The sequence below is a fragment of the Gallibacter sp. Marseille-QA0791 genome (assembly GCF_965119705.1).
Taxonomy (GTDB): domain Bacteria; phylum Bacillota; class Clostridia; order Peptostreptococcales; family Anaerovoracaceae; genus Lentihominibacter; species Lentihominibacter excrementipullorum.
The window spans coordinates 2299144-2322086 of record NZ_CBCPMH010000001.1; the positions used below are offsets into that span (position 1 = coordinate 2299144).

A 22943-nucleotide genomic window follows, 5' to 3' on the forward strand; every position below is an offset into this window, starting at 1 on the left:
ACGCAGGACGAGGAATGAGGAAATGTACCGGCATAGATGTTAAAAATTCTTAAATCATCAATTGCCGGATATGTTAAAATATCGTTGAGTCTGAGCGATATTGATGAAAGACTTTCAAAGCAGATCGCGGAGATGGCGGGATAGTGTATTGTGCTGCTTTTGCAGGCACAGGACATATGCGATGAAGTCTTTGGATCATTTGATAAAGAGAGGAAACGATGGACAGGAACTTTCAACGTATGCGGGAAGGTTTTAATACAGCCTTCATAGACGGGAGCACGAGCTCCGATGCCGGGTTCAGGCCACAGTTCATTTCCAATGATTACAGGCGTGGGAAAAAGGTGGTCGCCGCCATTGAGAGAGAGCTGAAGCGGTGTGATGAGTTTTTTATCAGTGCAGCCTTCATTACGAGGGGCGGGATCACACCGCTTTTGCAGACGCTGAAGGAACTGGAATCACGGGGTGTGAAAGGGAAAGTTCTTACGACGGATTATCTTGCGTTCAGTGAGCCGGGAGCATTGAGGAAGCTCAATACTTTGAGGAATGTAGAAGTGAAGATGTGTTTCACCGCAGGACGTGCCGCGGGATTTCATACGAAGGGATACGTGTTCCGACAGGGTCAGATATACAGGATGATCGTTGGAAGCGCCAATATGACTATGAAGGCTCTTTCGGTAAACCGGGAATGGAACGCGAAGATGGTCTCTGCGGAGGATGGAGAGTTTCTGCGGGAGATGCGGAGCGAGTTCACGGAGCTGTGGGACTCTGCAGTACCCTTCGATCAGTGTGCGGAGGAGTACGAGCGGTATTACAGGGAGGCTCGGGGAAAAGCGGAGCATAAGGTGCTGGCGCAGCCGGGGTCTCCCGAGCAGGTGATACAGCCGAGGCGCTCGATGCAACCGGCGCCTTCACTCGCCATCGAGGCGGGGCGGAGCTGGATCGACGAGGACTTTCGGAAACCGGCGGAGCACCAGGATCCGGCCGGGTCTCTGATCCCCAATCTCATGCAGCGAGTCTTTACGGAAAACCTCATGGACCTTGTTAGCCGCGGGGAAAGCAGAGCGCTGCTGATCTCAGCTACCGGCACGGGCAAGACTTACGCGTCGGCCTTCGCACTGCGGCAGATGAATCCCGGGAAAATACTGTTCCTCGTACACCGGGAGCAGATCGCGAGGCAGGCGCGCGACGCTTATCGGAAGGTCTTCGGGAAAGGCAGATCATCGGGGATATTGTCGGGGAGCAGCCGGGAAAAGACCGCGGACATGGTTTTCGCCACGGTCCAGACCATGGGCAGAGATGATGTCCTGACGGGATTTGCCAGAGATGAATTCGATGTGATCGTCATCGACGAGGTCCACAGAGCGGGGGCAGGGACCCACAGGAAGATAATGGAGTATTTCAGGCCGAGGCTATATCTCGGGATGACAGCCAGCCCGGAACGGACCGACGGATTCGATATTTTCGGGATGTTCCATCACAACATAGCTTACGAGATCAGACTCAGGCAGGCCCTGGAGGAAGATCTGCTGTGTCCCTTCCATTATTTCGGGATCACCGAGCTGGAGATAGGCGGCGAGGTTTTTGACGATGAGACGGGGATCAGGAATTTCAACAGGCTCGTTGCCGATGAGAGAGTGGATCGCATAATAGAAAAGGCCGGGTATTACGGCTGGAGCGGGGACAGGGTGAAGGGTCTGGTGTTCTGCAGCTCCCGGCAGGAAGCGGCGATCCTTTCGGAGAAGTTCAACTGCCGTGGCTTCAGGACTCTCGATCTGTCGGGAGAGGACAGCCAGGCGGTGAGGTCGGAAGCCGTGGAGCGGCTGGTGAGCGATGACAGAGGCGACCGGCTGGATTACCTGTTTACCGTGGATATTTTCAACGAGGGCGTGGACATCCCCGAGATCAATCAGATTATCATGCTGAGACCTACCCAGTCGCCTATTATTTTCGTACAGCAGCTGGGGCGGGGGCTCAGGAAAAGCGAAGGCAAGGAATTTCTCGTCGTTCTCGACTTTATCGGAAATTACAGGAACAATTTCATGATACCTGTTGCCTTGTCGGGAGACAGGAGCTACAACAAGGATGCCATCAGGCGGTACGTCTCGTCGGGGACGCGGCTGATCCCAGGATGCTCCAGCATCCATTTCGACGAGATCGCCAGGGAGCGGGTGTATGAGTCCATCGATAGGGCGAAAACCGGCGATGTGCGGCTTCTGCGGGAGGCGTATGAGCTGCTGAGATACCGCGTCGGCCATGTACCGTCCCTGATGGAGTTCGATATTTACGGGACGGTGGATGCCGTCAGGATATTCGACAGCCCCGCCTTCGGCTCCTATCATACTTTTCTGCGAAAGTGCGACGGGGAAAATTACGACGTGGAGCTTTCCGGCGATGAAGTCGCAGCGCTGGAGTGTATCTCCAGGCGATTCGCCAGAGGAAAGCGGCCCCACGAGCTGGAAATGCTGGGGTGTCTCGCCGACGGCTTTGCGGATCCGATGGATGAGTTTGGCGTCAGGATGAGAAAGCGATTGGGAAGGGAGGTGTCGGAAGCGGAGCTGATTTCGACGGTGAATAACCTGACCTTTGACTTTTTTATGAAAAAGGAACGTGAAAAGCTGGGAAAACCTTTTATGAAAAAGAAGGCGCGGGCCCTGGCGGATGATCCGGCGGTCGCTTCCGGGGAAACGGGCGAGAGGGGCTTTGCTGCTTCCGTTTCCGATGACTTCGCGAAAATGCTGGAAAATCAGGACTTCAGGGAAATGGTAAAGGAGCTGGTGATGTTCGGGCTGTCGAGATTTGAGGAAAATTTCGCGCGGAGCTATCGCCAGACGAATTTCACCCTCTACGGAAAGTACACCTACGAAGATATATGCCGACTCCTCAACTGGGAAAAACAGCGAAACCCCATCAACGTGGGAGGGTATTTCTACGAAAAGGAAACGAAGACGATGCCGGTTTTCATAAATTACCGGCAGGACCAGAGGAACGCCATCTACGAGCATAGATTTTTGTCCAACAGAGAGCTGATCGCATTTTCAAAACATCCGAGGCAGGTCACTTCCTCCGATGCCGATCACATCTATAAGAGGACGGACGATGACCGGGACAATAAAATATACCTGTTCGTCAGGAGGAATAAGGACGACCGGGAGGCAAAGGAGTTCTATTTCATGGGTGAGATCAGAGCTGTCGGGAAACCGAAACCGGTCATACTGGAAAAGAGCGGCGATGAAGCCTTTGAGATCACATATCTGCTGGAGGATCCGGTGAGGGATGAGCTGTTTGAATATATCACGGGAGACGACGGTAGCCTTGGCGGCAGCTGATGGGCGAAACGCGGCAGGCGCAGGCCGGGCAATGATCGACGTGGAAAGAATGCGCTTCAGTGGCAGGAGGCGCCCGGCCGGGAGAGGGAAATTATACGTTTATTTTTGAAAATGAAATTAAGCGTATAAGAGAATTGCGTGAAGACCTTCTGGGGAAAGGGCGACAGCGTGATTTTTATACATTTATGGCTGATTTTCTCTGAAAGCGTATAAAGATTGGCTTGGGATTTTCAGAAACACCGGCGAGGTTTATACGTAAAATCAAAAAAACTCGTGGAAAGTGTATAAAAATTGGCTCTGGAAACAGAAATAATAGGTTCGCCAGAGCCAGACATTATACGTAAGAAATGATATAACAGTAAAAATGTATAAAATTAAAGGGAAATATTTACAAATGCGGAGCCGTGGATCGAATCGCTAGATCAGCTCTGCAAGTTTAAGTTTATTTAGCTGATTATTCAGCTGATTGTTTCCTGTCGGGAAGCTGGGAGATCACAAAGGCGGCGAACATGATGACGCATCCGGTGATTTCCCGGGCCGTCATGGTTTCCCCGAGGAAGAGGCCACCGCATATGGCGGCGAAGACCGATTCCAGGCTCATGATTATCGCTGCCAGAGCAGGCGAGGTGTATTTCTGCCCTACGACCTGGAGGGTAAAGGCGACGCTCACTTCCAGGATGGCGACGTACAGTATAGGTACGGCGCAGTCGAGGATCGCCTGGAGCTCTATGGTTTCGGTAAAAAGCGCGGTGATGCCGGAGAGTATGCCTGCCAGCATGAACATCATGAAGGAAAGCTTCACCGCGTCGACTCTTTCCGCAAAATAGTCGATTATCAGTATCTGGAACGAGTAAGCTACGGCACAGCCCAATACGAGGCTGTCCCCCAGCTGTAGGGAAAAGCTCTCGGTGATGCAAAGCAGATAGAGACCTGTCGTCGCCATGGCGATGCCGATCCATGTCATCCTTCCTACTTTTTTCCTCATGAAGAGCAGGAAGAGCGGAACGATGACGATGCTCATGGAGGTGATGAACCCGGCCTTTCCTGCCGTCGTGTAGACCAGGCCCACCTGCTGGAGAGATCCGGCTACGAAATTGGAAACGCCTCCCAGCAAAGCGCCCAGCCATAGTGTCTTATCGGTGAAGGGTGTGATCTCTCTGGGCTCCGGGCGCCTTTTGTTGATCGCGCCGGAGATCCATATCACCGGCAGCAAGGCCAGAGCGCCGAGACAGAATCTGAAAATACCGAAGGTGAATGGACCGATGTGATCCATGCCCATTTTCTGGAATATGAAGGCCGAGCCCCATATGAAGGCGGCCAGGAAGAGACAGAATTCCCCTTTGAATTTCACGGCAAAGGAATTACTCAATATATCACTTGCTCCTTTCCTTTTCACGGTTTGCTTTTCGTCATAGAGTATGCTTTAATTAAATTATAAAGGTCAGCCCCGGTACTTAGTCAACAGGTTTTTTCTGATTCCTTTAAAAATGTGAAAATGAGGGGCGGTCATATTGATGCGGTGATGAGGCCGCACGGGAGGATAATATGGATCACATCGAAATTTCAAAAGAACTGTCAGCTTTTATAGAGGAAAGTCCCAGTATGTTCCACACGGTAGAGGCTGTAAGGAAGCGGCTGGATGCTGCCGGATTCAGATATCTGCCGGAGACAGAACGGTGGGATATAGAGGAAGGGGACAGATGTTATACCGTCAGGAACGGTTCCAGTATCATTGCCTTCAGAGCAGGCAGATCAGCTTCCGGAGAAAATTACAGTTTCCGCATATGCGCTTCTCACAGCGATTCGCCGTCTTACAAGGTGAAGGCAGTGCCGGAGCTTGAAGGGCCGGGAGAATATCTCAGACTTAATGTGGAGGGATACGGCGGGATGATAGACAGCTCATGGTTCGACAGACCATTGAGTGTAGCGGGGAGGATCCTGGTGAGAGACTGCGCGCGGCCACACCGGATCTCGACGAAGCTGGTCTATATTGATAAGGACATCCTTATCATCCCCAATGTGGCTATCCATTTCAACAGGGAGATAAATACCGGGTATAAGTACAACAGACAGATAGACCTCTGTCCGCTTTTTTCAGCGGGAGCATTGAAAAAGGGAGCTTTCGATGAAATGATAGCAGAACGGCTGGATATCGACAGCGAGGATATCCTGGGAAAGGATCTGTTCCTGGTGAACCGGCAGAAGCCATCATTGTGGGGTCATGACGGCGAGTTCATTTCAGCGCCGAAGATGGATGATCTGCAGTGTGCCTTCGCATCATTGCGGGCGTTTATCGATGCTGAGAACGACAGCGGTATCAATGTTTACTGCTGCTTCGACAATGAGGAGGTGGGCTCCAACACGAAGCAGGGGGCGATGTCCACCTTCCTGCGGGATGTGCTGATGCGTATAAACGAGAGATTGGGGAAGACAGGGGAGGAATATCGGCGAGCTGTCGCCGGTTCTTTTCTGGTCAGCTGTGACAATGCTCATGCCGTTCATCCCAACCATCCGGGAAAGACAGATGATGTGAACAGGGCATTTATGAATAAAGGGATCGTTATAAAGGAAAGCGCCAATCAGAAATATACGACGGATGCTTTCAGCAGAGCGGTCTTCGAAGAGCTCTGCCGCGAAGCGGATATCCCTGTCCAGACTTTTGCCAACCGGAGCGACAGCGCGGGCGGTTCGACGCTTGGTAATATTTCCAATATGCAAGTGAGCCTCCATTCTGTCGACATAGGTCTGGCTCAGCTGGCGATGCATTCCAGCTACGAGACAGCCGGCGCGATGGATACCGTATATGCTATTGAAGGGTTGAAAAAGTTCTATGAGACGGACATACTGATAGAAGGAATGGAAGCAGAGCTGGGGCGATGACAGATAGCCGGTAAGGCGATACCGTTACCGGGACGCTTCAGGCAACGCCTCAAGTGTGAAGGGACTGTGGTTTAAACTACACAGTCCTTTTATATTGTTGATGATTTGGCGAAGAAATGTTTATGAAAAGATTAAGAACCCGACAACGCGTTAATAGAATAAAGAGGTAGAGTAAAGATGGGAAGGCGCGGAAAAATATCCCGCGCAGCATTTTTTCAACGCAGGGGATATTTCTCAGAGGTATTTCCCCGTTTTTGGAGAAAGTCAGGATTTTAGCGAAGGCTGCTGCCGGAAGAGGATCGGCGGAGCCGGCTTTGTTATCAAGGAGGGAATGATGTGATAGAGGTGAAAAATCTGACGAAGAGATACGGCAAACATACGGCCGTGGATGGGTTGAGCTTTTCCATAGACAAGGGAAAGATATACGGCTTCCTAGGACCTAATGGCGCGGGAAAGAGCACCACCATGAATATCATAACAGGGTATCTGGCGGCGACGGAAGGATCTGTCGTCATCGATGGAGCCGATATACTGAAGGAGCCGGAAAAAGCCAAGAAATCAGTGGGATATCTGCCGGAGATGCCGCCAGTCTATATGGATATGACGGTACGGGAATATCTGACACTGGCTGCGGAGCTGAAGGGAATATCCAAGCTGGAGAGGCAGATACAGGTGGATGTGATAATAAGCAGAGTGAATCTCAGGGAAGTGTCGGAGAGGCTGATATCCAATCTTTCCAAAGGATACAGACAGCGAGTCGGACTGGCTCAGGCTATGATAGGATTTCCTGAGACTATAATCCTGGACGAGCCTATGGTGGGAATGGATCCCGGACAGATAATAGAGATACGGTCGTTGATACGGAGCATGGCCAAGAATCATACCGTGATACTCAGCTCTCACATCCTGGCGGAGGTACGGGAGCTCTGCGATTATATCTTGATAATCGCGGGCGGGAAGCTGGTAGCAGAGGACACTCCCGAGAATCTGGAGAATCTCTTCAATGAAGAGGAAAAGATCGTAATGGAAGTAAAGGGAGAAGCAGATGACATAAGGAGGATATTGGGAAAGATATCGGGAAGCGGAGAATACAAGCTGGTCGGAAGAGAGGAAGGGATATTCGCGGCGGAGGTGACGCCGGAAGGAGGCAGAGACATAAGGGAAGATATCTTCTTCGCATTTGCGGAGGCCGGCCTGCCTGTGATTTCACTGGCGGAAAAGAAGAATACGCTGGAGGAGATCTATCTGAAGCTGACACAGGGAGGAGGTATTTCCGGTGAAAGCCATATTTAAAAAGGAGCTGCGCTCATTTTTCCTTTCCATGACAGGATACGCCATGATAGCATTTTTGATAACATTTGTCGGAATATATTTTATGATATACAACATCGGGTATGGGTATCCGTACTTTGCTTATACGCTGTCGGGGGTGATGTTGATATTGCTGGTACTGGTGCCGGTCATCACCATGCGTTCCTTTGCTGAGGAAAAGAAAAACAGGACGGATCAGCTGCTTTTCACATCTCCTATCAAGATAAGGGATATAGTGCTGGGGAAATACGCGGCGATGGTATCGGTGTTTTTCGTACCCAACGTCGTGTTCTGTCTGTTCCCGCTGATAATAAAGACCATGGGGAATTCAAGCCTGCTGTCGGATTACGTGTCGCTGATGGAGTTTTTCCTGATGGGATGCGCCTTTATCGCCATCGGGATGTTTTTTTCTTCAGTGACCGAGAGCCCGATGATAGCCGCAGTCATAACCTTCGCGGTGACGCTGATCCTTTACATCTGGGATACTCTTATCGGATATCTTCCCAGCTCCGCATTCGCCAACCTGGCAGTGCTGATAGTGATAGTCATATGCGGCGCCTTGCTGCTCCATCATGTAAATAAAAACAAGTACCTGAGCATCGGTCTGGCAGCTGTGGCAACAGTGGCGTTGACGGTCGTATATATCGTTGACTCGTCGCTCTTTGAAAACAGACTCAATTTGATACTGTCCAAATTGGATGTAGCGGCAGCGTTCAATAATGCGGCATTCAACAGCTTGTTCGATCTGCCGGGGACCATAGTGAACCTGACTATAATAGGGGTGTTCATATTCCTCACAGTCCAGAGTATCGAGAAGAGACGGTGGAGTTAGGAGGGGCGAGAGATGAAAAAACCATTTAAAAAGAACAGAGCGAACGTGGTGGGTAAATCAGCCGGAAAGAGGAAAAGGGTAAAACGAAGAGTTCTCCGCAAACCGGGCTTCGATAAGGAAGCCATGAAAGCTTCCTTCGGCTCGGTCACATTCAGACATGGCACGTATAGCGTGGCGGCTGTGGTATTGGTGGTGATAATAGCCATCGCGGTTAATCTTATCGCGGGGCAGCTGCCGGAGAACATCAAGGAGACGGATATCAGCAGCGACAAGGTATATGAGATATCGGATACGAGCCGGGAGATAATCGCAGGCCTGGAAGATGATATCGATATAACGGTGATAACGGAGGAGGACTATCTGGACGATATGCTCAGGACGTTCCTACAGAAATACACAGCCCTTTCCGATCACCTTTCCATGGATATCATAGACCCTGTCCTCCATCCTTCCGTGCTGGAAGAGTACGATACGGAAGGGGATACTATCGTAGTTGAGTGCAAAAGCACCGGCCTTTCCCAGACCATAGATATTTCGGACATAATGGTTCAGGATGTTTACAGCTATTACTACGGAAGCGGCAGCATCACAGAATTCGACGGAGATGGTCAGCTTACCAGTGCGATAAGCAAGGTCACAGGGCAGGAGACCAAGAAGGTTTATCTGGCCAGCGGACACGGAGAAACGGAGCTTTCTGCGACCATGACTTCACTCATGACCAAGTCCGCCGTTGAGACGGAGGAATTGGATCTGTTCATGACGGAGGAGATACCTGAGGACTGTGATATGCTGATATTCAATGGCCCTACCACAGATATAAGCGAAGGGGAAAAATCCGTCGTTGACAGCTATATAAAGAACGGAGGAAGTGTGATCATGCTGATGTCAGAGGATACTCCGTCATCAGGGAATCTGGCTGACCTGTTGTCATCGTACGAGATAACGCTGGAAGACGGGTATGTAGCCGATATGGAGAGAAACTACCTGGGCAATTATTACGCTATATTCCCTGAGGTGACCGATTCGTCGGGAATAACGGGAGACCTCAGTACGGGTACCGTGATGGTCAACAACAGCAGAGCTTTTACGCTGGGAGAAAGCGGTGACGAGATAGAGGTGAGCTCCATGATGGAAACTTCCGACTACGGCTATCTCGTCACCGATGAAAGTCAGGAAGAAGGTTCCTTCGTGCTGGCGGCCGCAGTTACTTATACTGCTGCTCAGGAGGACAGCGACAGCTCCGACAGCACGGAAAGCGCTGATGATACCTCTTCAGACGGCGACAGCTCATCCGATGGAGAGGTGACGACGGGCACCCTTATCGTATTTGGTTCTCAGTCGGTGATAGATGAATCCATCACCGAAGCCTTCTCCAACCTCGATAATACTACGATGTTCATGAACGTGATGACATCGGCGCTGGGAGATGTACAGAACCTGTCCATCGAGGCAAAGAGCCTTGAAGTGCAGTACAATACTGTTCAGAACGGAGGCGCTATAAGCGTATTCCTCATATTCATAATACCGGCAGCGTTCCTGGTGGCCGGATTCGTGTTCTGGTACAGGAGAAGGAAGGTGTAGGTGTCACGATGACGATGAAAAAGAAACAATTCATTATACTGGCAGCCGTGGCTGCGTCTCTGCTGGCAGTCTATCTTGGTGTGAGCATCTATTCGGACTGGAAGGCTGAAAAGGAAGCGGAGAAAGAAGCGGCGGAGCTGCAGGTGACGGATATCGACAGTCAGGATATAGTGAAGCTGTCCTATACTGATGGAGAAGAGAGCTTCAGCTTCACCAAGGAAGACGACGATACCTGGTATTACGATGGAGACGACCAGCTGCCGCTCGACCAGAGCACTGTAACCAACGCCCTCGACAGCTATTCGGACTTGAGCGGGACGAGAAAGCTGAAAAACGCGGATGTCGATGAAGCATATGGGCTGGATTCTCCGGCATACACCATAGCTATGGAAGACAGCGAGGGCAATGTTACCGAGATAAATATAGGCGATATGACGGGAGAGGAGTACTATATCACGGCGGATGGAGGCGAGACCGTGTATACGGCGGCTTCGACGATAACCAGTTATATGGTCTTCGATGTGAATTCTCTGGTCCAGTACGAGACATTCCCGACCATATACGAAACTATATTCGACAAGATAGTGGTGACGCAGGGAGGCGTTACACTGCTGGACTACGATGCGGAATCCGAGGAAGAAAGTGAGGACAGCGAGAACGATTCAGATTCGTCGGAAGATGAAAGCTCTGACGAGGAGAGCCTGACCGAGATCTATGCCGGGGAAGTCGGATCCATATATTTCGACGATTGTGTCGATTACAGGGCCGATGAAGACGAACTGGCTCAGTACGGCCTGGATGGATCATCGAGAAAAGAAGTGACTGTCACCTATGAGGATACTGCCGAAGACGAGACGGCGACAGTCACGTTCCATATGGGGAATGTTACTGAGGAGGACGACAGTACTTATGTCTACATCAGGCTGGCCGATTCCAATATGGTCTATAAGGTAAACGCCGACGATATGGAAAACCTGCTGGCACTGTAGGTATTTTTCTGGTCGATCGATCCGATGATCGAGACTGTCAACTTTCGGGTATACACTGAGTAACGAATCGAGTCTTCTGTGGAAGGCTCGATTTTTATATACTTTAAATCGAGAAAGAAGGTTTTGACGGAGCATGAAAAAATATTCCGAGAAATATATATTCGAGAGCATGTCTGTACCAAGGGTCGTAGCTACGCTGGCGATACCGACAATGATCAGCCAGGGATTGCTCAATATCCCGCTGCTGATAGTAATGGATGTGTTCATCGGTCTCTACGGTATGATATGGACTCAGCTGGTAGTGGAGGTAATCATGTTGCCGGTATCCTTGGGCATGTATTTCCATACGTTGAAAGCGCTCAGGCAGCCGCAGGACGAAGGAACAGGAAGCAAATGAAGGGAAATAAGAAAGAGGGGCATAAGCTCAAAAGCCGAAGATTCAGAGGCTTTTGGGCTTATATGTTTTTTGCGGCAGTGGAGCGCCGATAAAGTATTGGAATTTTTGCAAAATTTATGTTAACATAATTTAAGATATGTCGTCGGTGTAAATTGGAGGAGACAGATGCGCGGACAGTTGAAAGCGTTGAGAGATAAAATGAAGGAAAGGGGTATCGACACGTACATCGTGCCTACGACGGATTATCATGGCTCCGAGTATGTGAATGAATACTTCAAGTGCAGAGAATACGTTTCCGGTTTTACCGGTTCAGCAGGTACTCTGGTGATCCGGAAGGATTTCGCGGGGCTGTGGACGGATGGCCGGTACTTTCTCCAGGCGGCTCAGCAGCTGGACGGGACAGGTATAGAGCTGATGAAGATGGGAGCGCCGGGAGTTCCTTCGCTGGCTGATTATCTGAAAGATCAGCCCGAAGGCAGTGTTATCGGATTTGATGGAAGGGTCGTCAGCCGCAGCCTCGGAGAATGTCTGGAGGGGAAATTCGATATCGTATATGACAGAGACCTGGTGGGAGAGATATGGACTGATCGTCCGGAGATAGTCCCATCGGAGATATATGAGATCGGGCTGGATGTGACGGGAGAATCGTCAGCGTCGAAGCTGTCGCGGGTAAGGGAGAAGATGGGCGATGCAGATCATATGTTGGTGACCAGACTGGAGGATATCGCCTGGCTTTACAATCTGAGAGGCCGCGATATAGAGAACACACCGGTATTTTACGGATTTGCGCTGATTTCGAAGGAGCGGGACGTTCTTTATGTGATGGACGGCAGATATGTGGAAAAGGCGGGACGCTCCGGACAGGCGGGATGTTCCGGTCCGGGCCTGAGAGTTCCCAGCTGCATCAGGGAATACGATAAAGTGTTTGACGATGTGAGCGCTCTCAGGGATTGCAGCGTCATCCTCGACGAGGAGTCGGTATCCTATTACATGGCCAGAGCCTTCGATGCTTCCGTGGACAGGATATACCGAAAGAGTATCATCGAAGAGATGAGAGCCATAAAGAATGAAGGGGAGATAGCTGCCACCAGGAGGGCCCATATCAGAGACGGAGCCGCCGTCGTGAATGCCATATACTGGCTGAAAAACAACGCGGGAAGCGGCAGTATCAGTGAGATGTCGCTGGCAGAATACCTGGGAGAGCAGAGACGGCAGCAGGGAGCATACGAACCCAGCTTCGATACCATCGCAGGCTATGAGGAGCATGGTGCCATCGTCCACTACTCGGCAACGGCGGAAACCGATGTCGCCCTGAAGGCGGAGGGCTTCCTGCTGATAGATTCGGGCGGTCAGTATGAAGACGGGACCACGGACATAACCAGGACTGTGGCGCTCGGACCGGTCGATACTCAGCGAAGGAGAGATTATACGGCGGTGCTGAAGGGGCACATAGCTTTGGCGACAGCCAGATTTACGGAAAAGGAGACAGGTGCTGATCTGGATGCCCTGGCCAGAGCGCCATTGAAAGAACTGGGGCTGGATTTCAACCATGGAACAGGTCATGGCGTGGGCCATATGCTGAGCGTCCACGAGGGACCTCACACCATAAGCCTGAGGGGAACATACTGCCATATCATGCCGGGGACCGTGACCAGCGATGAGCCGGGAGTATATCTGGAAGGGCAGTATGGGATACGCATCGAAAACGAGTTGCTTTGCGTGGAGGACGGCGGCGCGAGACATTTCGAGACCCTTACCTTCTGCCCTTATGAGCGGGAGGCGATAGAATCGTCGATGCTTACGGAAAATGAACGCAGGTACGTGAACAGTTATCACAGAAAGGTGTTGGAGACACTGGCGCCGCTGTTGGATGAGCCTGTGAAAAAATGGCTGGAGGAACAATGCGGAGAGCTTTAGGGAGGGAATGATGAAACAGTTTATCGATTTTACCGATAAGGTATGCCTCGTTACAGGGGCCGGGAGCGAAAACGGGATAGGGTTCAAGACTGCTGAGATCTTGGGACTTCTTGGCGGGCGGGTGATAATAGTATCCACCACGGAGAGGATCCTGGAGCGTGAGAGAGAATTGAAGAAACAGGGGATAAGGGTAAAGGGGAAAATAGCGGATCTGATGGATCGGAGCCAGGTGAAGAGCCTCATACAGGATATCATAGCAGTATATGGAAAGATAGACGTCCTGGTCAACAACGCCGGGATGATCCAGACAGGAGTGGCCGGTGAAGAAGAGGCCGATATCGAAGATGTGACAGATGAGAGCTGGGACAGGGATATAGAAAGGAACCTGGGTATCACCTTCAACGTGACGAGGGCGGTGATCGGCCATATGAAATCCGCCGGATATGGCCGGATCGTCAACACGTCGTCGGTCACCGGACCTGTAGTCAGTAATCCGGGCTCCGCTTCTTATTCCGCGGCCAAGGCTGCAATCGTAGGGATGAGCAAATCGGTAGCTATAGAAGCTGGGGGATATGGGGTCACGATAAACAATGTGCTTCCGGGATGGATACAGACGGCATCACAGCTTGAGGCGGAATATCAGGGCGGGCTCAATACGCCGATGAAGCGCAGCGGGACCGCGGAAGAGGTGGCCAGCATGATAGTCTTCCTTTGCTCGGAAAAAGCCTCCTACATCACAGGGCAGGAATTCATCGTCGATGGAGGCAATACTATACAGGAATACAAGGGAGCTCCTGAGTATTATTATTGATAGAGGAGGATGGATATGAGCGATGATAAAGGGGTACAGTCTGTAGAACGGGCGCTGGATATAATAGAGTCGGCAGCATCTCGGCAGGAAGGGAAGAGCCTCACGGAAATCTCCGCGGATACCGGACTTCATAAGAGCACGGCCTACAGGATAATAAATACTCTGGTCAGACGAGGGTTCCTCATGAGAGAGGATGATGGAAATTATAAGTTGGGCCACAAATTGATAGAGACTGCCAGCTATTACATAAACGAGTTAGAGCTTCAGACAGAGGCACGGCCGTACATCGCAGAGATAAGCGCTTTTCTGGGGATGGCGTCGTATTTGGGAGTGTTGGAAAGGGAAAACGTGGTATATCTGGAGAAGATAACAGGGCCGTTCGCTCCAAAGGCTTTTTCTCAGATCGGCACAAGAGTTCCGGCATATTGCTCGTCTCTGGGGAAATGTCTGCTGTCGGGTCTTTCCAAAGACAAGATCGAGCGAACCATGAGGGAATGCAGTTTTATAAAATTCACGCCCAATACGATCTCCAGCATGGAAGAACTCCACAAAGAGCTGATAAAAGTCCGCAGACAGGGATGGGCCATGGATGATGAGGAATACGAGCCGAGGCACAGATGTGTAGGCGCGCCTATATACGATTATAAAGGCGACATCATAGCAGCCATAAGTGTCGGCGGAGACAGACATGTGCTGACTGATCAGCGTATAGAGGAAGTGGCTCGGTATATGATGAGGAACGCTATGGAAATATCTGAAAAGCTGGGATATCAGGAATAATGATCTTCGGTGGGGATATAGCTATAGGGAAAAAGGCCGCGCGCCGACAGAGTAGTTTTTCTGTCGGCGCGCGGTCAGTAGATTTTTTGGTATATATCACATTCAGTCGATAATGTTCTTCAAAACGATGTTCTTGACTCTTGTCATCTCATTGAATGTACTCATCACGCCTTCGGTACCTATACCACTCTGCTTCCAGCCTCCGAACGGCATCTCGAACGCTCTGAAGAAGCTGGCTCCGTTGATAACGGCGCCGCCTGCCTCCATGGCTCTGGCGACCTTGAAGGCTCTCTTCTGGTTTGATGAGAATACACAGCTGGAGAGACCAAACTTGGAACTGTTGGCTATCTCGATAGCTTCCTCGTCGGTATCGAATCCGATGATAGGGACTACAGGTCCGAAAATCTCCATATCCTTGGCGACATCCGCCGTCTTAGGAACATCTACGATAACGGTAGGTTCGTAAAAGGCTCCGTTTCTCTTGCCGCCCAATATTATCTTACCGCCCTGTTCTACAGTCAGATCCACTTCCTTCTCTACTTTGATGGCAGCCTTTTCACTGATAAGGCATGCTATCTGGGTATCTTCATCTTTAGGATCGCCGTATTTCAACTGTTTTATCCTGTTGACAGCCTTTTCGGCGAACTCATCCTTCAGAGAATTATGGACGAGGAATCGTTTGCTTGCACAGCATACCTGTCCGGTATTGTACATCCTGCCCCATATCATCTCTTCCACTGCCAGGTCTACATCGCCGTCATCAAGCAGGATAAAGGCGTCGTTGCCGCCCAGTTCGAGGGCTGTATGAGTAAGGTTGCCGGCCGCTATCTTCGCAGTGTCGATACCTACTTCCGTGCTTCCTGTCAGCGTTACGAGATGCACTCTTGGGTCTGCCACAGCTGTACTTTTAACTGAGCCGGGGGCTGTCACGCACTGGATGACTCCGTCAGGAACGCCTGCTTCTACCAGCATTTCCGTCAGCTTCATCAGCGTCAGAGGATTGTCCGACGAAGGAAGTACAATGGCAGCGTTGCCCATCATGAGGGCAGGAGCGACTTTCTGGTCGAAGAGGTCGCAAGGGAAATTGAATGGTATGATGCAGGCGACTACGCCGATAGGTTCTCTGGTAACCAACTGCATATGCTTATCCTGACCTGCCTCGGTCCCCGGAGGGATTATGGAGCCATAGTAATGTTTCGCGTGTTCGATGAATCCTGAAAAGCCTATTTTGATGTTGCCTATTTCAGCACGAGCTTCTGCTATAGGTTTGCCGTTTTCAGCTGACAGAGTCTGAGCCAGATCTTCCTTATTGAGGTCGACGATGTCCAGAAATCTGTAGAGTATTTCCGCTTTTTGAGAAATAGGTACATCAGCCCAGATCTTCTGACCAGCGACGGCAGCTGTTACAGCATTTTCCACGTCCTCTGCCGTGGCCTTAGGAACGCTGTCTATCACTTCGCCTGTAGCAGGCGCGATCACGTCGAATGTAGCGCCGCTCATGCTGTCGGTCTTCTGTCCGTTTATTATCATTTTCATAGTAGTGTCCTCCTTTATAATGATTTCCTGATCGCCAATTATTTTCCGAAAGCTGTGAACGAGAGCATCAGCCCGCCACAGGTGTTATTGCCGTCGTCTTCATAGCCGTATTCTCCGAAGGTGAATTCCATGATGAACGGGATATCGCCTGCATGCTGCTTCACCTGTTCATATACTTCATTTATCCTTGCGTCGATGCCGGCTCTCCTGCCGCCGCAGTGTACTAAGTGAAGTCCGGCTATAGGTCCGTCTATTTTCTTCTTCAGCTCTTCAAGGGTCTTGCCTACTGCGGAGATCAGTTCGTCTACTGTAGCTTCCATCAATACTACCGCAGTGTTCACTGCCAGATTATTTCCGATGTTCATGGAGCCGTCGTCGTTGCCATTCATCGGGTGTCTTATGGCTGCCAGATCTCCCAGTCTGTCCTTTACAGCCAGAGGTTTGCAGATGGCGTAGGAGAGAAGGTTTCCTCCGGCGACATCTTCTGCGCCGGCTCCTGTCCACTCCCTGTACTGTTGTATTGCCGGCTTGCCGTTGATTTCGACCAGAGTTCTGTCGCCATCTATTTTGGTGATTATACCGGCTTTGTCAGTCTCGTTGTAAGCTCCTGTGAACTTATTGGCGAATGGTCTGTCAGTGTAGAAGAAGGCTACTGATACTCCGTCTGCCGTTACCATTTCGTCGGTATAGAGGAGCCATTGGCCTGTTATGGTATTGTCGGCGGCAGTACCTCCGAAGAATGGGACTCGGCCGATAACTTCGGTGATGCCTTTCAGATAATATTCTTCTTCTCCGGAAGGGGCCGACATATAAAAGTAGGCTGGAGCTTCGGTCTTCCCGGCAGCTTTCAGAGCCTTTTCGGCTACCTTGTGGCCGGTCTCCCTGGCAGTCCCTTCCTTAGGCATGCCGGCAACTCCCACAGACAGTTCGTCGTCGGAGATTGCCATGATGCCGGCGAATCCGTCTTCACCGGAGATGAAACCGTCCGGGGTCATGACACCTGTGAAGGATGTGTTGCCGATGAGCGGTACTCCCGGCAGCTCGGCTGAGATGGCATCTATGAATTCTTTCTGATCGTATTGAACCCCACTGTATACAAAGGCCATCTTCATGTTATCCAGGTCTTCTTTTACCTGTAACGCTACTTCTCTTCCTGCCGCTGCGGCGTTGGCGTTGGTGCTGTTTCCTGTTTTGATCGTTAACATTACTGATTCCTCCTTTTCATATTATTTTTACTCATGTTTTCAAAATGCATACTATCTTGTTGTCTGAATTAATGATAATTCTGAAAAGGAAGAAGGGCAAATGTTCTAATTTTGCATTATAAAAACGCGGTTCCGCATTGTGAAACCGCGTTTCATAGAATAAGCAACACATTTATTTGTAGGAATTTATCAGGAACATTGGTTTTATGGCGATGATCTCATCGTATTCTTCCTGCTCCACCTGAACGTCCCGGTTGAGGGCTTTCAAGTCGTCCTTCAGAACGTCCAGAGCATCGGAGGCGGCTGCGGCCCGGCCATCGGCTAATATATCCTCCATCCTGCGGAGAACTGCCGGGTGGGCGTAGCGGGCGGGAAGAGGGAACTCGTGAAAATCCTTTATGTATTTTTCCATATCGCCTTCTGCTCTTTCAAGGGACTGCTGGATGCGCCGCTTGTTGTTCCTGGCTGTCGGCAGTACACTCATCCCGGAAAAGAAGAATATGGCTGCCAGTCCGAACAACAGGAAGTAAAGGCTGAATCCTCCGACACCGCCTGTAATGATGGAATATATGCCATACGCAGCGGCTGCCGCGCCCATGAGGGTGATGAACATGGCGACCCATCTGTAGGCGGGGCTGCTGTTATCATAAGCGCGTTTCCGCCTGGCTGCGGTGCTCAGGTTCCTGAAGAGAGAAGGCTGTTTTTCCAGATAAAGAGCGCAGCGCTCGAGGAAGTCTATCTCCTGGCGGATGTCGTCAGGGACGGATCTCTTCAGTTTTTTTGCCCTGTGACGATCCTTGTCGGCCAGCTTTTTCTCTGCTTCGGCGCTGTGGCGTTTTATATCCGGGTGCTCTTCCGCTATACGGCGGAGAAGGGAATCCACTTGCTCTTCACGTTTGAAGGCGGATTTGAACTGACGTCCTCCGTCATATTCCACTACCAGATAAGGTATCGATGCAAAAATACCTTTGCCTGTGAAGCCGCCCTTGCTCATGGCTACCCGTTTATATATCCGCTCTGCGGAGGAAAAGGGGACATAGTATTTCCTGTCCAGCCACAGTCCGCCCATGTAGAGCGCTTTTTCCCCGACACCGCAGGGTCCGTATCTGGCACAGTTTTTCCTGTCGTATCGAAGCTGATCGTCCGGAAGGGCGGACAAGCTCAGTTTTATCGGTTTGAAGATCATTATCCTTCTCCCTTCGCGCGGCTGTGTCAGCCGATGGTCGTCTTAGGCTTTTTCCTGATGGCGTAGATGAATATGCCCAGGAAGAATGCCGCTAATATTATACCCGCCGGATATGCTATGGTCGTGGAAAGGCCGAAGCATTCAGGCGCGCAGAACAGATATGTCATGGAAACGGCACTCATGAAAGTGGCCGGAACTGCTGTGAGCCAGTAATTCTTCCCGGTGCGGAAGAGATACATGCTGGCCGTCCAGAGAACTATCATGGCCAGTGTCTGATTGGTCCAGCTGAAATATCTCCATACTACGGTATAGTCCAGATGGCCGATGAGAGCGCCTGCAGCCAGGAGCGGTATGCACAGTATCAGTCTGTTCTTGTACTTGTCCTGGCTCATGCCGAACCAGTCGGCCAGAGTGAGACGGGCGCTTCTGAAGGCCGTATCCCCGGATGTTATCGGGCATACGATGACTCCTATCATAGCCAGCGCGATGCCGATGCCGCCCATGGTCTTGGAGCATACGTCGTAGATGGCCGCCGACTGACCTCCGGCCAACACTTCTGCGAGACCTGTGTTGAGTCCGCCGGTGACCTCGTAGAGAGCGCATCCGGCAGCCGCCCATATGAGGGCGATGACACCTTCGGCCGTCATGGCGCCGTAAAATACGAATCGGCCCTGACGTTCTGATTTCATGCAGCGGGCCATGAGAGGCGACTGTGTGGAGTGGAAGCCCGATATGGCTCCGCAGGCAACGGTTATGAACATGAAGCTCCATATAGGAGTCCCGTCAGGGTGCATATTGGTGAAATTGTCCCATATCTCAGGGATGCCGTACTGCGAATTGACGAATATCCCGAATATCACGCCGACTGCCATTACGATGAGGCAGACGCCGAAGATGGGATATATCTTTCCGATGATCTTATCTATGGAGAGGAATGTGGCGATGAAATAGTAGGCCAGGACTATCCAGAGCCAGAATTCGGCATTTGCCAGAATACCGCCGATGCCGCCCTGAGCGAACAGCGTCACGATGAGTCCTGCCGGGCCGACGGCAAATACAGTGCCTACCATCACCAGCAGAACGACGCTGAATACGCGCATGAGATTCTTCATGAATTTTCCCAGATATATGCCGCATACTTCCGAGATGGAAGCGCCGTCGTTTCTCTCCGACAGCATGCCGGAGAAGTAGTCGTGGACGCCTCCGGCGAAGATGGTGCCGAAAGTTATCCACAGGAACACGACCGGTCCCCATAAAGCTCCCTGCATGGCTCCGAAGATAGGCCCCAGTCCGGCGATATTGAGGAGCTGTACCAGGAACAGCTTCCACTGCGGCATGACCACATAATCGACGCCGTCGTTTATCTTTACAGCCGGTGTCTCCCTGTCGTCAGGCTCGAAGGTGTTTTCGGCGACCTTGCCGTAGACGAAATATCCGCCTATCAGAAGAATGAGGCAGATGATAAAACTGATCATAAAAATTCCCCCTCTTTCATTTCTAACTAGATATAAATTGCGTTTCGGGCATTCAGAGCTTTCGTACCGGGCAGGTATCCGCCGGTCAAGCGTCTGCCGGTCAAGCGTCTGCCGGTCAGACGCACAGGCGGCATCGGCGCGGTGGACGACAGCTCTCAAAACCCAAAATATTATACCGCAGGAGAGGGGGAATGTCTATTGTCGTGATAAATTGTCGGTTTTTGTGATAAATCGTCTGAATATGTTATCTTCAGCCTCCGGCTACGACTCGTCGCAGCGTCACCTTATCTCCGTCCTGGATGACGGTAGCTTCGTAATCAGCGGGGCGGATACGGACCTCATTTATCTTTACCATGGCGCGGCTCATCTTCTGTTCCTTCATCAGCTCCGCGACGTTGATGCCGTCGGCCAGTTCCGTCTCCTTCTGGTTCAGTATGACTTTCATCCTAACACCTCCTTATCAAAGTCCGATGTATTCGGCGTATACGGCTTTGGCTCTTTTCTCATCGCTTACATGCTTGATGATGGCCCTGCCGTTTTTGAAAAGCTTTATATCGATATTGCCGTCGCTGAAATCCAGGGTGTATTTAGTATATTTCACTGTGCCCTGGGACGCCAGCTTCTCGGCATATTTTTCAAAATCCAGTTCCACTTCCTTCTTCGGTATCACCTGAACGGAATCCTTGCCGCACATGGTGGCTGTCTGAGAACCTACCTTGCCGTAAAAGGCGTAGCCCTGTCTGCCGCATACGGGGCAGTCGGGATCCTTGTCGACGGGAACCAGGTCAAAGTAGTTTTCCCATACATCAAAAGTCACCAGATCCTTTCTCACCGCGTCGGAATCGCTGAGTATCTTCAGAGCCTCCGCCGACTGGAGAGCCGCTACGATGGATGCTGCTGAATTGAGTATGCCGACTGTGGCGCAGGTGGGCTGTTCGCCTCCGGCGTCGTATTCGTCCCCCAGGAAGCACCTGAGACACGGCTCATCGTCGCCCGGCATTACGTTCATGGTCATGCCGGAGGAGGCCAGCGTGCCTCCGTATATCCACGGTTTCTTCAGGTGGTGACAGGCTTCGTTGAGAAGGAGGCGCACCTCCATGCTGTCGGTGGCGTCGATGACCAGATCCACATCTTCTATCAGGTTATCGATGGTGCCGCTGTTGACGTCGGAAATGACAGGGTCGATGACCACTTCGGAGTTCACTCCTCTGAGATACTGAGCCGCGGCGACAGCTCTCGGAGTTTCGTTTTTCGCTTCCTCTTCGGTGAAAAGCGTTTGCCTTTGGAGCTCTGCCATTTCGATGTAATCGCCGTCTATCAGTTTCAGATATCCGACGCCGGCTCTCGCCAGATTGTTGGCGACGGCTGCGCCGATGGAGCTCATCTCGATGATAGCTACCCGGCCTTTACTTATTTTTCCCTGGCCTTCTTTGCCGATCCCGGCAAAGATCTCCTGTCTGACATATCGTGAAACGTTATTGCTCATTAAAGTTCACCTCTGCTTATGATGCCGACTGCCTCTATGCAGGCGTCGATGTCGTCTTCGGTGGTGAAATATCCCGGACTGATGCGGACAGTGCCGCCGCTGTCCAGTGTACCTATCGTTCCATGGGCGTCCGGCGCGCAGTGGAGGCCGCTCCTGGTAGCTATGTCGAACACCTGATCCAGGTATATGGAAATATCCTGGGGTTCATATCCGTCGATAGTTATGGAGACTACCGGACCCCGTTCATGATCCAGCGGGCTGTAGATACGGATTCCTTCCAGAGACGAAAGACCGTCTATAAGCCTGTCTGTAAGGGCTTTGTCGCGGGCATGGATCTTGTCGATGCCGGTATCCATTATGAATTTTATCCCTGCGCCGAGTCCTGCTATACCGGGAACGTTCAGCGTCCCGCTTTCGTATCTGTCAGGCCTTTCCTCAGGCTGGTGGAGCATTTCCGATCGGCTGCCGGTACCGCCTTGCTTTATAGGACGGATATCCAGGCCCGGTTTTATGTAGAGGCCACCAGTTCCCTGAGGTCCGTAGAGGCACTTGTGTCCGGGAAAGGCAAGCATGTCTATGTTCATTTTCTGCACGTCTATTTTTATCGCGCCGGCTGACTGCGACGCGTCGACAAGGAACGGCACGCCTTTTTCTCTGCATATAGCTCCTATGGCGGCCACATCGTTGATAGTGCCTGTCACGTTGGACATGTGGGTGAAGACTGCCAGCTTAGTGTTTTCCTTTATGGCGGAAGCCACATCCGAAGGATCAACGCCGGTTTCCAGCGAAGCATTCACCTTCGTCACCTCCACTCCCGCATCCTTGAGATGTTCCAGAGGGCGGGCCACAGCGTTATGCTCCATGGAAGATGTGATGATATGGTCACCCTTAGATACCGACCCCTGTATGGCCAGGTTCAAAGCGTCGGTGGCATTGGAGCAGAATATCATCGATTCCGGATTCTCTGAATGGAAAAAACGGCTGCAGAGCAGTCTGGCCTCAGCGACGATATCTCCGGCCTTCAGAGAGATCTTGTGTCCGGAACGGCCAGGGTTGCCGGATGCGTTTCGAAGCGCGTCGTCTGCGGCGGAATATACAGTCTCCGGCTTCTGGCCGGAGGTAGCCGCGTAATCTAAGTAAATCATAAATCCCCTTCCTTTGTATTGCTACATTTAATATATTGTACCACATATGAAAAAATTTGAGTACGTGAATTTGCTCTGTTATAATA

18 protein-coding genes are annotated in these 22943 nt (G+C 51.2%); 10 read left to right on the forward strand and 8 right to left on the reverse strand.

Features of this window, described 5'->3' with window-relative positions; all coding sequences use genetic code 11:
- Positions 1-218 precede the first annotated feature (218 nt).
- Complete coding sequence (locus ACQY69_RS10610; protein ID WP_428260490.1) at positions 219-3326, forward strand: DUF3427 domain-containing protein; 3108 nt, start codon at positions 219-221, stop codon at positions 3324-3326.
- A gap of 454 nt (positions 3327-3780) precedes the next feature.
- On the opposite strand, the gene ACQY69_RS10615 is transcribed toward ACQY69_RS10610, so the two are convergent.
- Positions 3781-4695: a DMT family transporter gene (locus ACQY69_RS10615; RefSeq protein WP_428260491.1), complete on the reverse strand. Its 915-nt coding sequence runs from the start codon at positions 4693-4695 to the stop codon at positions 3781-3783.
- Between the two features lie 176 nt (positions 4696-4871).
- On the opposite strand from ACQY69_RS10615, the gene ACQY69_RS10620 reads away from it, so the two are divergent.
- From ACQY69_RS10620 to ACQY69_RS10660, 9 genes are all read left to right on the forward strand, one after another.
- Positions 4872-6206 carry a M18 family aminopeptidase gene (locus tag ACQY69_RS10620; RefSeq protein WP_428260492.1) on the forward strand — a complete coding sequence of 445 codons (1335 nt, stop codon included), beginning with the start codon at positions 4872-4874 and terminating at the stop codon, positions 6204-6206.
- A gap of 336 nt (positions 6207-6542) precedes the next feature.
- On the forward strand, positions 6543-7499 hold the full coding sequence (locus ACQY69_RS10625) for an ABC transporter ATP-binding protein (RefSeq protein WP_428260493.1): 957 nt from the start codon (positions 6543-6545) through the stop codon (positions 7497-7499).
- Positions 7483-8349, forward strand: a complete 867-nt coding sequence (locus tag ACQY69_RS10630; protein WP_428260494.1) for an ABC transporter permease — start codon at positions 7483-7485, stop codon at positions 8347-8349. The genes ACQY69_RS10625 and ACQY69_RS10630 overlap by 17 nt, the downstream gene beginning before the upstream one ends.
- 12 nt (positions 8350-8361) lie before the next feature.
- On the forward strand, positions 8362-9930 hold the full coding sequence (locus ACQY69_RS10635; RefSeq protein ID WP_428260495.1) for a Gldg family protein: 1569 nt from the start codon (positions 8362-8364) through the stop codon (positions 9928-9930).
- A 14-nt stretch (positions 9931-9944) separates the two neighbouring features.
- Positions 9945-10919, forward strand: coding sequence for a DUF4340 domain-containing protein (locus ACQY69_RS10640; RefSeq protein ID WP_428260496.1), 975 nt, complete (start codon positions 9945-9947; stop codon positions 10917-10919).
- Positions 10920-11052: 133 nt separating this feature from the next.
- On the forward strand, positions 11053-11316 hold the full coding sequence (locus tag ACQY69_RS10645; protein ID WP_428260497.1) for a hypothetical protein: 264 nt from the start codon (positions 11053-11055) through the stop codon (positions 11314-11316).
- A 165-nt stretch (positions 11317-11481) separates the two neighbouring features.
- Complete coding sequence (locus ACQY69_RS10650; RefSeq protein ID WP_428260498.1) at positions 11482-13233, forward strand: aminopeptidase P family protein; 1752 nt, start codon at positions 11482-11484, stop codon at positions 13231-13233.
- A 10-nt stretch (positions 13234-13243) separates the two neighbouring features.
- Complete coding sequence (locus ACQY69_RS10655) at positions 13244-14044, forward strand: SDR family NAD(P)-dependent oxidoreductase (protein ID WP_428260499.1); 801 nt, start codon at positions 13244-13246, stop codon at positions 14042-14044.
- Between the two features lie 15 nt (positions 14045-14059).
- Positions 14060-14824 carry an IclR family transcriptional regulator gene (locus tag ACQY69_RS10660; protein ID WP_428260500.1) on the forward strand — a complete coding sequence of 255 codons (765 nt, stop codon included), beginning with the start codon at positions 14060-14062 and terminating at the stop codon, positions 14822-14824.
- Positions 14825-14926: 102 nt separating this feature from the next.
- On the opposite strand, the gene ACQY69_RS10665 is transcribed toward ACQY69_RS10660, so the two are convergent.
- The 7 genes from ACQY69_RS10665 to ACQY69_RS10695 form a co-directional block, all read right to left on the reverse strand.
- Positions 14927-16360, reverse strand: a complete 1434-nt coding sequence (locus tag ACQY69_RS10665) for an aldehyde dehydrogenase family protein (protein ID WP_428260501.1) — start codon at positions 16358-16360, stop codon at positions 14927-14929.
- Between the two features lie 38 nt (positions 16361-16398).
- On the reverse strand, positions 16399-17565 hold the full coding sequence (locus ACQY69_RS10670) for an FIST signal transduction protein (RefSeq protein ID WP_428260502.1): 1167 nt from the start codon (positions 17563-17565) through the stop codon (positions 16399-16401).
- 172 nt (positions 17566-17737) lie between these two features.
- Positions 17738-18751: an ATPase P gene (locus ACQY69_RS10675; protein WP_428260503.1), complete on the reverse strand. Its 1014-nt coding sequence runs from the start codon at positions 18749-18751 to the stop codon at positions 17738-17740.
- 26 nt (positions 18752-18777) lie between these two features.
- Complete coding sequence (locus tag ACQY69_RS10680) at positions 18778-20226, reverse strand: carbon starvation CstA family protein (RefSeq protein ID WP_428260504.1); 1449 nt, start codon at positions 20224-20226, stop codon at positions 18778-18780.
- A 250-nt stretch (positions 20227-20476) separates the two neighbouring features.
- Positions 20477-20671, reverse strand: coding sequence for a sulfur carrier protein ThiS (thiS, locus tag ACQY69_RS10685; protein WP_428260505.1), 195 nt, complete (start codon positions 20669-20671; stop codon positions 20477-20479).
- Positions 20672-20686: 15 nt separating this feature from the next.
- On the reverse strand, positions 20687-21712 hold the full coding sequence (locus ACQY69_RS10690) for a ThiF family adenylyltransferase (RefSeq protein WP_428260506.1): 1026 nt from the start codon (positions 21710-21712) through the stop codon (positions 20687-20689).
- Positions 21712-22857, reverse strand: coding sequence for an aminotransferase class V-fold PLP-dependent enzyme (locus ACQY69_RS10695; protein ID WP_428260507.1), 1146 nt, complete (start codon positions 22855-22857; stop codon positions 21712-21714). The genes ACQY69_RS10690 and ACQY69_RS10695 overlap by 1 nt, the downstream gene beginning before the upstream one ends.
- Positions 22858-22943 lie beyond the last annotated feature (86 nt).